Below are 12,384 nucleotides of genomic sequence, written 5' to 3' on the forward strand. Positions count from 1 at the left end.
TCTATAATTTTTTAGTTATCAGCCACCAGGCATACTTTATCAAGTGAATTTGCCGTTTTATTCTTTTCGGTTCTTTGAGCAACCGATAGGCAAATTCAAGATTGTGGTTCACCCACCATTTAGGAGCCCTTTCCACATGGCCAGTATATACATCGAAGCTGCCGCCTAATCCTTGAAAGATGGCTTTGTGTCTATGCTGTATTTCTTCCATCAGTAATTCCTGTTTAGGAGACCCCATAGCCACAAATACCACATCAGGTCTTTTTTCGGTTATGTCTTTTATAAGTCTTTCCCGTTCCTCGTTTGCCTTGATATATCCATCCCGATAACCGATAATGTGAATCCCTGCATATTCTTTACGCAGTTTAGACACAGTTTCTTCTATGATTTGAGGTTTACCACCTATCAAATAAAAAGTCTTTTCTCTATAAAATTGAGCTACAATTTTGAGCCACAACTCACAACCGGGAATTTTACACGCATTTTCAAAACCTTTTTGTTTGAGAGCCATTTGTGCGCCGGCTCCATCGCAATACCCTATGTTCCGATTGATAATTCCTCGTGTCTGATCTGTAGCATGTAAAATTTTCTCAGCATTTATGGCTACTAATATGCCCTTATTATCGTTTACAAAAGACAACAAAGACTGTTCGGAATCGAACGGATATATTTCGACTCCGTTTAAAGAAACTTTATTCATTTATGTTGGAAATTTTATATTGCGAGTAAATAATGCGACATTGCATTAAACATAAATGCATTACTCCATCGCATATACGAGATTTTAGAACTGATGCCAGGTTTTAATTGGTAGTAGAAATACCCCTTTTTATCTTGCATATTTCGGATTGTCCATTGCAATACTTTTTTGGCAAGTTCCTCATATTTTTTCATCTTATGTAGGCGGGTCAATGTTATCAATAGCTGCCCTGGACAATGGATGTCAATAGGATACATTCGGTTATCATAATATTTAGGAGTTCCGTCCGCTTCGAAAAAATGATTGACATAGTAGTCGAAACCTTTTTCGATGTAACCATTGAAAGCATGATCCTCTGTCAACTCTTGATAAGCGATCAGCGCATCTAAATTATATCCTGTATGAAAGCTGTCTACCCAATTCTGTACGGGGAGCATTCCATATACCCAAGCCCCGTCTTCCCGTTGCCCGGAACAACAGGCTTTAATGGATAGCTCCGCTAGTCTTTTGTATTCCTCCTGTTGTGTATAATAAAAACAATAACTCAACAATCGAGAACCGAGCAGCGAAGCATTGAACACAGTGTCATTACCCTCTAACGGACTATAAGAAAAGAGAAAGCCACCATTATACGGCGTGCGATGCAAATCTTTTATTACAAAATCCGCTGCACTTAATGCAATCTCCAAATAGTGTTTGTTCCTAGTTATTTCATATGCCTGCATCAGTGCCGTGGCACAGAAATTTGTAGCAACTACTGTGGGCGTGAATTTGGGAAAAAGAAACAGACGGCGTGCCTGCCAATCGAAGTTATACCCCCAGCAAGCACCGCTGTAGCCTTTAGATTGTAAGGATATAAGCAACTCTGCCAATTCTTCAATCCGAGCCTTTATCATCTCCAACGTTCCCATTTTTTCGGATAATTGCGGATGATTTTCCACAACTTTATACAGATTGCAATATCCGGACAAGAACAGCCCGATACCTTTTGCGTTATACTCTTTCGGAACGAAAGCCATCCGTCTCATATTGAAAGGGCAACGCTTGAAACCTTGTATGACCATCAATCTGCACAATACAGACTTTTTCAGCAGCGGAATTGCCTGAAAAATTTTAGAGTTGAGACCATCATACGGATCCCAACCCTTGAAATGTTCAGTCTCACAATAAATTTTTAGCTTATAAAAAGCATCTGCAATATCATTCATTGGTGTTATTCATTTTGTCAAGAATGGCATACGGCCATCTTTATACTTTGGGTTTGTCTCAATCGCATAATCAAGATTCTTTCTCCAGCCAATAATCTTTGCCGGACATCCTGCTACAATAGCACCTTTGGGAACACTTCGGTTGACAAATGAATTTCCAGCGATTACCACATCATCTTCTATTACAACAGGGCCAGCAATAATAACATTAGGTCCCACCCAAACATTATTCTTTAGACAAGGAACTTCTTTATATGGAAACTGCCGTACAGTAGAAAATCGCAATCCTAATACGCAATTTTCTCCGATTTCTGTTCCCGGTATTAAGACAGTGCTAATCCCTTTGCACACACAGTATGACCCTTTTCCTATTTTTGAATCAGCGGTTATTTTTGAATTGAAAATGAGAAAAATCAATAGTTGTACGATTTTGGGCAAAACCGGAATATGGCGTTCAAATAGCCAACGTTCTACCCTATAGAATGATATAATGTCCATATGAATTAATCCTACCGTTTTCTTATAAATTTTGCGGGATTTCCTGCCCAAACTTCATTGGCTGGTATATCTTTGGTCACAACAGAACCTGCTCCAATTATAGCTCGCTCTCCAATTGTTACAGGTTTTACCACCAAAGTATTCATTCCGAGATAGGCGCCTTTGCAGATATGAACCTTCCCCCTGTCGTAACTTCCAGTATTAGGATTCATGAAATGTGTTACTATTTTCACCCCCGATGTCAAACGAACACCTTCTTCGATAAAAATATCTTGTGGATAATTTGTGTCAAATATGACGCCCTCACCGATAAACGTTCTTTTGGGGCTGATTATCTGCACTCCACCCCATTTGCAAACTAATGGTCTCCATGCCCTTGATTTCATGGGTAGATGTTGGAGGTGTAAAAATATTAGCTTCTTGATTCTCAGAATATTCATAGCTCAATATATTTCTTTAGTGTATTTTCAAATTTTCGGACAACAACGGATGCAACAAAATGGGTTTTCGCATATTCGGAATTATATATTGATACACTCCTCATTTTAGCAGGATTCTCGATATATGGTTTCATTGCTTCTGCAAAAACTGCCGGATCTAACGAACTTGATATATATCCCATCTTTCCATTTTCAAAGAAATCTATTAGGCCACCCACTTTTCTGGTAAAAATAGGGAGTCCGAAAATCATTGCTTCCAAAACCACAGTTGGCATACCTTCCGTATAACTTAGAAACAAATACATATCGGCGTTAATGTATTCCTTTTTAAAATCTTCCCCACGTAACTCTCCAGTAAAACGGACATCCTTTATTTTCTTATTCTCAACATATTGTTTCAACATAGGAAGTTCTGAGCCATCACCGACAAAGGTCAATGTCAGATCCTTGTATTGTGACTTAAGTATTGAAAATGTATCGACTGTTTCATATACACCCTTGGCCTTTTCTATTCGCCCGCTATACATAATGTTTTCGGCTTTTCCTTGTCTCATCGAAAGGTCAAAACCTGAAATAAAATAATCGGGTACTTTTGTCGAAGTTAGATGTATATCAGATTTTATCCCCCTCCTTATCAATTCATTCTTGAAATCTTGGGATAACACAAAAATACACAAGGCCTTATTCAAATTGGCACTTATCCATTTCCAATCTGCATTTTTAGCATACTCGAAATTGAAACCATGAATAAATACGGATGTTTTCTTTCTGAAAAATCGGCAAATGTTTAAATATATAAAATCTCGTTTTAAGGCTTTATCTCCAAGCGATGGGTTAAGTAGTACTATATCAGGTTTAAAGCAAATCAATCGGATTATAAAACGGATAATTAAAAATGGATAAAATATATTACGCCAAGGCTTACGACCGAAATAAAAATATTCAACATTTTCTTTCCAATACTCTTTAATCCCTAAATAATAATTAGTTACTCCTCCATATCCGGATTTAGTGGGAACAGTTATTAATACCCTCATTGTTAGTGTTTCAATTGATATGATTAAAATAATTAAGAACATTGAACATCAACGGTTAATCTATTTTCGTTTTCTGATGTTATGCCTTTTTGGTTGTTCGTATTGGTAGCTATCCATAGACCATACATCAGCACGATGAGAAATTCAGATTACAAAATTTTTCATCATGAACATAGATTACTAAACCATAAGTTTAGTTGGAACAACATGTGCCTCTGTTCAACTAATGGTGTAACAATGAAATACAATACCGGTATAATTGTAACCATAGTTATTAGTAGCTGGGACTTAAAACTCAATTTGGATTGAATATCCATAACCCACATATATGTAAAAACATATAAGAATAGCACGGCAAGTTTGAAGAATCTATCATAAAAAGTCAAACTGACATATCCGAAATTGGCAAAAGACAATAGGAGAATACAGAACCCCCAGAATTTGACATTCTGCTCCCAAAATTCTTTCCCTATTTTTTTATATAGTATATAGATCACAGCCAAGACACCGAAAACGGCAATTGTTTCACGAAGCAAATAGAACTGATTACCATACTCGCGTATTTCCTCTGCATACTTTCCAACAGACTGTATGATATTTTGATTCCTAACGCTCTCTTTGACGTAGTTTTCAAATATGCCAAATTGTGCGATATTAGTGACAAACGCGATTTTCGCAAAGCGAACGATGAATGATACGATAAGAATTAAATAGTACACTTTAAACCTATATCGCAAGAGTAGGTTTAATACAGCCGCGACACATAAGGCGAGTAGTGAATAGTGAAAACAAATACATAACGCAGATAACCAAAGGTACTTAACGGCTCCTGAATTAAGGTATCTCAAATAGAAGCCAGTAAAAACAAATGCTCCGCTCCAAAAGCGAAAACCGAGAAACCAATAGTATTCTACAGTAAAAATCACCCCCAGGAAGAGTAGCCATGCAGGAATTGACATTTTCTGCATATATAATGGCTGGAGTGGTTTTACGACTCCAAATATAAATAGAGAAGTATATACCACACACGCACAAGCAGAGAAAAAATTCCGGTTATCAGCAATTAAACCAATGAAATATTTAAATAATACAGGATATATTTCTTTGCCATATTTTGATGTTCCAGAGTCCATCCATTGCTCAACCAATGATTTGTCGGCAATACGATGAAAATGCTCATAATGAACCAACAAATCCATTTGTGGCTCATAAAACCAACCAAAATAGAAAGAAAAGATAATAAATAGAATGGGGGCAAACCTTTGTCTGAAAAACATTAATGACAAACACAGTCCTACAAAAGGAATAAATGTCATTATTACAGACAAGATTACAATTAAGGCTAAAGAAATAGCCCAATGTCGAGAATTAGTATCTATATTGTATATCCTATTGTTTATCAACATTACCAACTCTTACTTTATTGGCTAAATATAGGCGCAAAACCAAACATCCCACGTTCGCTATAATCAAAGCCCAAATAACACTTCCTATGCTAATACTGTGAGTAAGAATCAAGACAAGGACAACAATGATGTATATGATTGCAGAATAAATGGTTGTCATATTTACCTCATTGATTTTTCCAAGTACGCCCAAATAAGGGAAACCGAACATGTCAGCTGGCACACTAATCGCCAATAAAAGCAAGAATAGGTTGAAATACGTGGTTATACTTGCTGTTTCAGTCTTAATAAAAATCGGTATAAGATACGGTGATAAGAAATATATACAAGCTAAAGCGATTGTATTGGCAATACATAAAAGCAATACCATCTTAGTCGCTCTACCCATATTTTTTATCCTTGTGAAATATGGGTAAAATATCTGAGATAAAAGCGGAGAAACAAATGATGAATACGCATTATGAAGTTTTTCCGCAGCTGTATATAATCCGACTGCAAAATCTCCAAGAATAAAGCCAAGCACTAAGGTATTCATTGTTTTATAGGCTCTCATCAAAAAAGTTGATGAGAAAAACGGAATACTATCCTTAAGATAAAATTTCACTTCTTGTGCCGAGACTATTTGAAGTTTGATCCCGTATCTTTTTTGGGCAATGAATAAAGCGACAATACCTGAAACAAATGTTTCAAGAGCATAGCACAACATCACCAATGCATAATCATCAGTAGACTTAACGATTAAAAAAATAGGCAATATACATAATAGCTTTATTGGCACGCTGATACGTGTTATATATTTAATGTCCTCCATTGAACGGAAAAGCCAATAGGGAGCAATGACAACCCCTATCAAACGAATAAAGGCTAATATATAAAGCGTGAGTTCATTCCTTAGTGAAGGAATCAACCCTACAACTAAAATATAAACAAATAGAGAACAGAGTATGAGAAAAAACTTACATTGCAGAATAGAAGAAACTATCCTTCCCAATTTTTCTTGATTGTCTCTATTATTGACGACATGCCTGACATTAGATAAATCGAAACCGAACTCATTGAATATCTGAAAGTAAAAGCTAAATATAATGGCAAAATTTACAAGACCGTATTTTTCTACTCCTATAACGTTCAACAAATATGGAATTAGTAGAATTGGTATAATGCTACTGAAACCATAAAGGAGAAACTGATTCCAAATATTTGACAACAATCTTGATTTGAAAACTTGGCTTAATGTCATCTTCTTAAAGCAATAGATTTTCTGTAAATCTGCAATCAGTATATGTGTACGTTTATTGGGAGGGTAAGTCTTGGTAAACTTAATGATTGTCTACCTCTATTGCTTAAATATTCCACAGAAATCAAGTATCACTTTATCATCTTTCCACGGTAGTTCTTTGAAAGGTGTATGGGCTGTAAGGAACACAACAATATCGGCTTTGTCATAAGCCTCTTTATAGTCTGTCAACTTGAACACGTTATGTTCTTTCACATTTGGCTCTACCACTAAAATGTTGGCATTATTACATCCTTGCATTACTTTAGTTGTGATATATTTTGCTGGAGATTCACGCAAATCGTCAATGTCCGGTTTGAATGCCAACCCCATCATTGCTACCACAGGCTTACAGTGATTTTTCAGTTCAAATTCAAACATGGCGTTCTTTACTTTTTCAGCACAATAGAACGATTTATAATTGTTGATTTCGCGTGCTGTAGAAATTATGCGACTTTCAACCGGAAAATCCGCTGTAATGAAATATGGATCGATAGCAATACAATGACCTCCGACTCCACAGCCAGGTTGCAGGATATTTACGCGCGGATGTTTGTTGGCAAGCCTGATAAGTTCCCAAACATTAATCCCTGCCTTGTCGCAAATCAATGAAAGTTCATTGGCAAAAGCTATCTGCACGTCACGACTGCTGTTCTCAGTCAGTTTGCACATTTCAGCGGTCTTGCAATTAGTCCGATGCAGCGTCCCCTGTACGAACTGCGAGTAGAACTCGATTGCTTTTGTTGTACTTTCTTCGTTCATACCGCCAATGACACGGTCGTTATGTACCAACTCATAAATCACATTGCCCGGAAGTACACGCTCGGGGCAATAGGCGATATAAATTTTACCTTCCAATTCAGGACGCTCAGCGAAAATTAAGTCACGCATTTTATCAGTCGTACCAACGGGTGATGTGCTTTCAATTACATATAAGTCACCTTCCTTGAGAAAAGGAAGTACAGCACGAGTTGCCGCCTCTACATACGAAATATCAGGCTCATGATTACCTTTGAACGGGGTGGGAACAACCATAAAGTAAGCGTCACTTGTCTCCGGCTTCGTGCTTGCGTGCAATGTCCCGTTTTTCACAACTTCTTGCAGCATTTCTTCCATCCCCGGTTCAATGATGTGGAGCTTACCTTGATTGGTCAGCTCTACAACTTTGGGGTTGATGTCAACACCCGTTACCTGTACTCCGTGCTTTGCTGCGATAATGGCTGTAGGCAATCCGATATAGCCCAAGCCCATAAAACATGCTTTCATAAAATTGAGTTTAATTGAAATTCTTTTGATTGGTCATTCATACTTTTGAACAGTTCATCCAGCTTTTTCACAAAATTGTCTTTTTGGCTATCGGAAAGTTCCTTATCTTTTAACTGCTCTATAATGGAATGATAAAGAGCCTTTTCTCCGCTTGTCATCTTGTTGTTTATTAATAGGAATTTTTGTTATAGCTTGGCTATCCATAGCCGCAATAATCTTGACTATAAATCAAGCAGTTTTTGTACGTTTCTTGTAACGCTTGTACAAATGAACTTTTGAAATATACTGTAACTGTGAATATCTGTCCCTATATAAGCAATAGCCTGTTCTCTCATAAGAAACATGGCCTTTTTCTTAATCCGGTTGCCATACATACCCGCTATTGATGGAAGATTAATCTGGAATTTCACACCCATGTCTTTTAGCTGTCGGTAATCCGATTCATCCATATAAGCATAACGCTCCGGATGGGCGAGAACAGGGTGGTATCCTTTAGATTTGATGCGAAGCAGGATATTTTTCAAGCCCATCGGAGGACTGAAATAAGAGGTTTCCACCAGCAGGTGGTCGCCATTCTCGCCTAAAGGTAGCAGGTCATTCTTTCCCAGCCGTTCCTCAAAGAGATTGTCAAGCATGTTTTCCGCTGCAAGGTGCAGTTGTACGCCACCTGTGTAAGCAGCCTGCAATTCTGCAAAACGGTCGCGAAGATGGGCAGTCGTATTGGGAATGTCTTCCATGATGTGCGGTGTGAGCCATACGGATTTGATCCCTTGCTCCTCATACAAACGTAGAATTTCCAAAGATTCGTCCATCGTTTGTACACCGTCATCCACGCCCGGAAGAATATGCGAATGATAGTCTGTAAAACCGATTAGCTTTATTATATTTTGTTTTTCCCTTTTTTTAAAAAACCACATATAATGACATAAAACTTTTTAATCATTCCCGATTCCACATGACATATATGCGGAATCCGGGAATGAATTGATTGTCCCGGTGATAAACTTCACCACCAGTTTCGCTTGCCGAAATGATTTATCAACCCGGCCCCAACACAAGCTAAACCGATACAGATAGCCGCAGGAGGACAGATAAATCCACCAGCCAATACTCCGGCTTTTGTTGCGGCAACCACTCCGACTCCTTTGGTAATCAATGCTGTTTTACCAAATACACCTACAGTAACCATACCCGCACCGAATAAGGTCGCTTTGTCTTCTGTAAAATCGTTCTGTGCCATAGTTGTGATTTTTAGTGAAACAATAGGGAAATCAAATTTACATTCTTACTCCGTATTTAATTGCTTGATAATCAACGATTTACTCTATATATTTTTCATCGGAACCATAGTGATATTCCGAACCGTAACCATAGTGATAACCATACCGATAGCCATAACGGTATCCGTAGCGACCACCGCTTCCCTCGGTTCCATTCAGGATCAGGGACATGTTCTTGTATTTTTTCTCCCCGTAGATTTTCTCCAGTTCAGCAAGCATACTCAGTTCAAGCAATCCTGCACGAACCACGAAAATAGTACGGTCAGCCAGCTTCTCGATTATCTGCGTGTCGGCCACCAGTTCGATGGGCGGACAGTCAATCAGCACATATTCGTATTGTTCCCTTACGGTATCTATTACCTGTTTCAGCCGGTCGTCGAACAACAGTTCGGTGGGGTTGGGAGGTATGGTGCCGACAGGAAGGATGTCCAGATATTTCTGTTTCGGATTGGTGACAATTATTTCATTGAGATTGTCAATCCTGCCGCCAAGATAGTCGCTCAACCCCTTGGTAGGAGAGTCGATATAGGATGACGCAGAGCCGTGACGCAGGTCACCGTCGATTACCAACACTTTCTTCCCTTTAATGGCAAAGCTCACGGCGATATTCATGGTCAGGAACGACTTGCCGCTGCCCGGATTGAACGAGGTCACGATGATGACATTCGATGCCTTATCCTTGCCAGTCATGAACTCCAAGTTGGTACGCAATACACGGAATGCCTCGTTGATGATGTCACGGCTGCCCTCCTTGACAACAATGGCCCTGACTTCCTGTGGTTTCTTTCTGAATATTCCTTTCTTCTTTCTTGTGAACAGCGGAATTTCACCGATGAACGGTACGGTTACGCTTTCCAGATCTTTTCTTCCCCGTACACGGGTATTCATGTTCTCACATATAAAGATAATGACTACCGGAATAAGCAGTCCCAAAGCACACGCGACCATTAAGATGTTTTTGCGCACGGGTGACATCGGCAACATGCTACCGTGGGGCGGGGCAACAATACGGGTATTGTAGGCCGTAAATGCCTGTGAGAGTTCGTTCTCCTCACGCTTTTGCAGTAAGAACAAATAAAGAGCCTCCTTTACCTTCTGCTGGCGTTCCACCGAGAGCAGGTATTTGGCTTGTGTAGGGTTAGCTGCTATACGTGATGTTGTCTGTTGCTCCGTCTGCCGCAAACTTTTTATCTGCGAATTCAAGGTTACTATCTGATTGTCGATAGACCTGATTATCGCCCCACGCATGGATGCCAGGGCCTGATCCATATCAACGACCAGCGGATTTTCCGTACTACTGTTCGCAACCAGGCTGTTGCGCTGCAACAGTTGTTTGTTGTATTCGGCAATCTGCGATTCAATATTGGCGCTTTCAATGCCGGAATTGGCCGGAAGCAGTTGGGTACGGTTGGCGTCATTGGACAAATAGTTCCGGATGTAGCGGGTCATGTAGAGCTGGTTGTTCAAAGCCAGAATCTGCGCATTCGTCTGGCTGCTCTGCGCCATATACATGCTCGAAGCCGCCTGCACGTCGGGTAACAGATGTTCGGACTTGTAGGATGAAATGTCCTCGTCCACGTTGCCCAGTTCCTGTTCGATTACGCCCAAACGCTCGTTGATGAACATCGAGGTGCTGATAGCGATCTGGTTCTTGTCCTTCACCCAGTTCTCATTATAAACGGAAATCAACATGCTCAATACATCCTCCGCCCGTTGTACAGAATTATCCCTGAATGACAGGTCGATAACTGACGCTTTCTCATTATTCAATGAAACGGACAGATTGGACGAGCAGGAGTTTACAGCATCATACAAACTGGATTTACCTACATACAATGTGTATGTCTCGCCTTTCACATAATTGGGGGTTGCATGGATAATGATTTTCCCTAATGGCGTAGTGATGGAGTCGAGCAAGCGGCCCTTTATATCCTTTCCGTCGAGCTCCGTCCCGTTACGTGTAAAGTCGGATAAGAGTAATGTGCTGTCTGGCTGTACTTCCAATGTAAACCCAGCCGATTCGTTTTCAGGAAAGTCACTTATCGTTACATCCACTGGTAATGTCAGTCCATAGGCCACCTGACGGTGGAATTTCCCCGGAACGAAGTAATTCATATCCAAACGAAATCGTTTAACTACCTCGGTCATTAAAGCCGGCGACTGAAAGGTGATGAGTTCGTTATTTACATTGGTGCTGGACTGGAACAACCCAAACTCCGAAAAGGATTCCAGATCCGGGGAAACCGACTTGCCTTTGGAATCCTCCTTGATCAACACCGAAGCAGTGCGTGTATATACGGCAGGGGTACACAGCAGATAGACAGCAGCAACACCTGTCGTTATCGCCAAAGACAGGACGAACCACTTCCACCTCGCGAGGCACAGGTACAACAGATCCTGTATCCGCAGGAAATCATCCGGCTGTCCCGGTTTTGTATTCTTTTGATTTACGGCCATATCAGATTCTATATTTATTTCACGATCAACACGGTAATGGTGGTCAGCAGCGAGGCCAACGATAACCAAAAAGAGGTAGACCGCACGTTGTTCCCATTGACTGTCGATTGTCTTGCCCTGACCGAGTTAGGTTCGACATAAACAATATCGTTCTGTTGCAGGTAGTACACGGGAGAAGCATAAAGGTCATATCCCGAATTCAGATTGACCCGGTACAGGGTCTTTTTGCCGTTTTCCTCCCGCTGTACCAGCACGTTCTCCCGTTTCCCGTAGACGGTAAGGTCCCCGGCCATGCTTAAAGCGTCCAGGAGCGTCAGCCTGTCCTTGTCGATATTGAAACGTCCGGGGTTGGCGACCTCACCCAACACGGAAACGGTCAGGTTCATGAATTCCACTGTTACTACCGGATCTTTTACGAGGTTTTTCGAGATCAACTCTTCTTTTATGCACAAGGCAATCTCCTCGCGTGTCATTCCCGCCACATGGATATGCCCCAGCACGGGAAAATCGATATTTCCATCCTTGTTTATCGTGTATCCTGACATTCCTTGATTGTTGGATGCTTCTGATCTTATACCGATTTGTCGGGATATAATCGGAAGGTTGAAAAGGTCCATCAACAAAGGGTCTTTGCTGTTGACCAATATGGAAATCTTGTCTTCGGGACGTACCCTGATTTCCAATGGATTAAGAACCTGCTCTGCCATACCCGGTTTCAGGTCCGTAAAATAAGCGACTTTCGGCGCGGCACATGATCCTAGCAGGGAAGCCACGGTCAATAAGAGTAAAATGTATCTGATTTTCATATTTCATTGA

The 12,384-nt window shown here is 40.3% G+C and carries 13 protein-coding genes; all 13 read right to left on the reverse strand.

Going from position 1 to position 12,384, the window contains the following annotated elements:
• Position 1: 1 nt before the first annotated feature.
• Complete coding sequence (locus HMPREF9448_RS00660; protein ID WP_004293520.1) at positions 2–700, reverse strand: WecB/TagA/CpsF family glycosyltransferase; 699 nt, start codon at positions 698–700, stop codon at positions 2–4.
• 14 nt (positions 701–714) lie between these two features.
• Positions 715–1,908, reverse strand: coding sequence for a glycoside hydrolase family 88 protein (locus HMPREF9448_RS00665; protein ID WP_004293521.1), 1,194 nt, complete (start codon positions 1,906–1,908; stop codon positions 715–717).
• Positions 1,909–1,917: 9 nt separating this feature from the next.
• Entirely contained in the window at positions 1,918–2,406 is a 489-nt protein-coding gene (locus HMPREF9448_RS00670; RefSeq protein ID WP_004293522.1) for a serine O-acetyltransferase, read from the reverse strand.
• An 11-nt stretch (positions 2,407–2,417) separates the two neighbouring features.
• On the reverse strand, positions 2,418–2,846 hold the full coding sequence (locus HMPREF9448_RS00675; protein ID WP_004303995.1) for an acyltransferase: 429 nt from the start codon (positions 2,844–2,846) through the stop codon (positions 2,418–2,420).
• The gene (locus tag HMPREF9448_RS00680; protein ID WP_008860758.1) at positions 2,843–3,925 is read right to left on the reverse strand and encodes a glycosyltransferase family 4 protein; all 1,083 of its coding nucleotides are present in this window, start codon (positions 3,923–3,925) and stop codon (positions 2,843–2,845) included. Before HMPREF9448_RS00680 ends, HMPREF9448_RS00675 begins: the two co-directional genes overlap by 4 nt.
• Before the next feature lie 122 nt (positions 3,926–4,047).
• Positions 4,048–5,289 (reverse strand): hypothetical protein, encoded by a 1,242-nt coding sequence (locus HMPREF9448_RS00685; RefSeq protein WP_004293525.1) that lies wholly within the window; start codon positions 5,287–5,289, stop codon positions 4,048–4,050.
• Positions 5,273–6,529 (reverse strand): oligosaccharide flippase family protein, encoded by a 1,257-nt coding sequence (locus HMPREF9448_RS00690; RefSeq protein WP_004303994.1) that lies wholly within the window; start codon positions 6,527–6,529, stop codon positions 5,273–5,275. The genes HMPREF9448_RS00685 and HMPREF9448_RS00690 overlap by 17 nt, the downstream gene beginning before the upstream one ends.
• A 96-nt stretch (positions 6,530–6,625) precedes the next feature.
• Complete coding sequence (gene wecC / locus HMPREF9448_RS00695; protein ID WP_004293527.1) at positions 6,626–7,831, reverse strand: UDP-N-acetyl-D-mannosamine dehydrogenase; 1,206 nt, start codon at positions 7,829–7,831, stop codon at positions 6,626–6,628.
• The gene (locus HMPREF9448_RS14670) at positions 7,828–7,989 is read right to left on the reverse strand and encodes a hypothetical protein (protein ID WP_004293528.1); all 162 of its coding nucleotides are present in this window, start codon (positions 7,987–7,989) and stop codon (positions 7,828–7,830) included. Before HMPREF9448_RS14670 ends, wecC begins: the two co-directional genes overlap by 4 nt.
• A 63-nt stretch (positions 7,990–8,052) precedes the next feature.
• A complete protein-coding gene (locus HMPREF9448_RS00700; RefSeq protein WP_004293529.1) occupies positions 8,053–8,748 on the reverse strand; it encodes a tyrosine-protein phosphatase in 696 nt (231 codons plus the stop codon).
• Between the two features lie 89 nt (positions 8,749–8,837).
• On the reverse strand, positions 8,838–9,071 hold the full coding sequence (locus HMPREF9448_RS00705; protein WP_004293530.1) for a hypothetical protein: 234 nt from the start codon (positions 9,069–9,071) through the stop codon (positions 8,838–8,840).
• A gap of 79 nt (positions 9,072–9,150) precedes the next feature.
• The gene (locus HMPREF9448_RS00710) at positions 9,151–11,568 is read right to left on the reverse strand and encodes a GumC family protein (protein ID WP_004293531.1); all 2,418 of its coding nucleotides are present in this window, start codon (positions 11,566–11,568) and stop codon (positions 9,151–9,153) included.
• A 14-nt stretch (positions 11,569–11,582) separates the two neighbouring features.
• Positions 11,583–12,374 (reverse strand): polysaccharide biosynthesis/export family protein, encoded by a 792-nt coding sequence (locus HMPREF9448_RS00715; protein ID WP_004293532.1) that lies wholly within the window; start codon positions 12,372–12,374, stop codon positions 11,583–11,585.
• Positions 12,375–12,384 lie beyond the last annotated feature (10 nt).

Source organism: Barnesiella intestinihominis YIT 11860, from assembly GCF_000296465.1.
Classification (GTDB): domain Bacteria; phylum Bacteroidota; class Bacteroidia; order Bacteroidales; family Barnesiellaceae; genus Barnesiella; species Barnesiella intestinihominis.

Coding starts and splice junctions, on each gene's coding strand:
- HMPREF9448_RS00715 (WP_004293532.1), bottom strand. CDS start 12,374: ATGAAAATCAGATACATTTTACTCTTATTGACCGTGGCTTCCCTGCTA.
- HMPREF9448_RS00710 (WP_004293531.1), bottom strand. CDS start 11,568: ATGGCCGTAAATCAAAAGAATACAAAACCGGGACAGCCGGATGATTTC.
- HMPREF9448_RS00670 (WP_004293522.1), bottom strand. CDS start 2,406: ATGGACATTATATCATTCTATAGGGTAGAACGTTGGCTATTTGAACGC.
- HMPREF9448_RS00685 (WP_004293525.1), bottom strand. CDS start 5,289: ATGTTGATAAACAATAGGATATACAATATAGATACTAATTCTCGACAT.
- HMPREF9448_RS00690 (WP_004303994.1), bottom strand. CDS start 6,529: ATGACATTAAGCCAAGTTTTCAAATCAAGATTGTTGTCAAATATTTGG.
- HMPREF9448_RS00705 (WP_004293530.1), bottom strand. CDS start 9,071: ATGGCACAGAACGATTTTACAGAAGACAAAGCGACCTTATTCGGTGCG.
- HMPREF9448_RS00700 (WP_004293529.1), bottom strand. CDS start 8,748: ATGTGGTTTTTTAAAAAAAGGGAAAAACAAAATATAATAAAGCTAATC.
- HMPREF9448_RS00675 (WP_004303995.1), bottom strand. CDS start 2,846: ATGAATATTCTGAGAATCAAGAAGCTAATATTTTTACACCTCCAACAT.
- HMPREF9448_RS00680 (WP_008860758.1), bottom strand. CDS start 3,925: ATGTTCTTAATTATTTTAATCATATCAATTGAAACACTAACAATGAGG.
- HMPREF9448_RS00660 (WP_004293520.1), bottom strand. CDS start 700: ATGAATAAAGTTTCTTTAAACGGAGTCGAAATATATCCGTTCGATTCC.
- HMPREF9448_RS14670 (WP_004293528.1), bottom strand. CDS start 7,989: ATGACAAGCGGAGAAAAGGCTCTTTATCATTCCATTATAGAGCAGTTA.
- wecC (WP_004293527.1), bottom strand. CDS start 7,831: ATGAAAGCATGTTTTATGGGCTTGGGCTATATCGGATTGCCTACAGCC.
- HMPREF9448_RS00665 (WP_004293521.1), bottom strand. CDS start 1,908: ATGAATGATATTGCAGATGCTTTTTATAAGCTAAAAATTTATTGTGAG.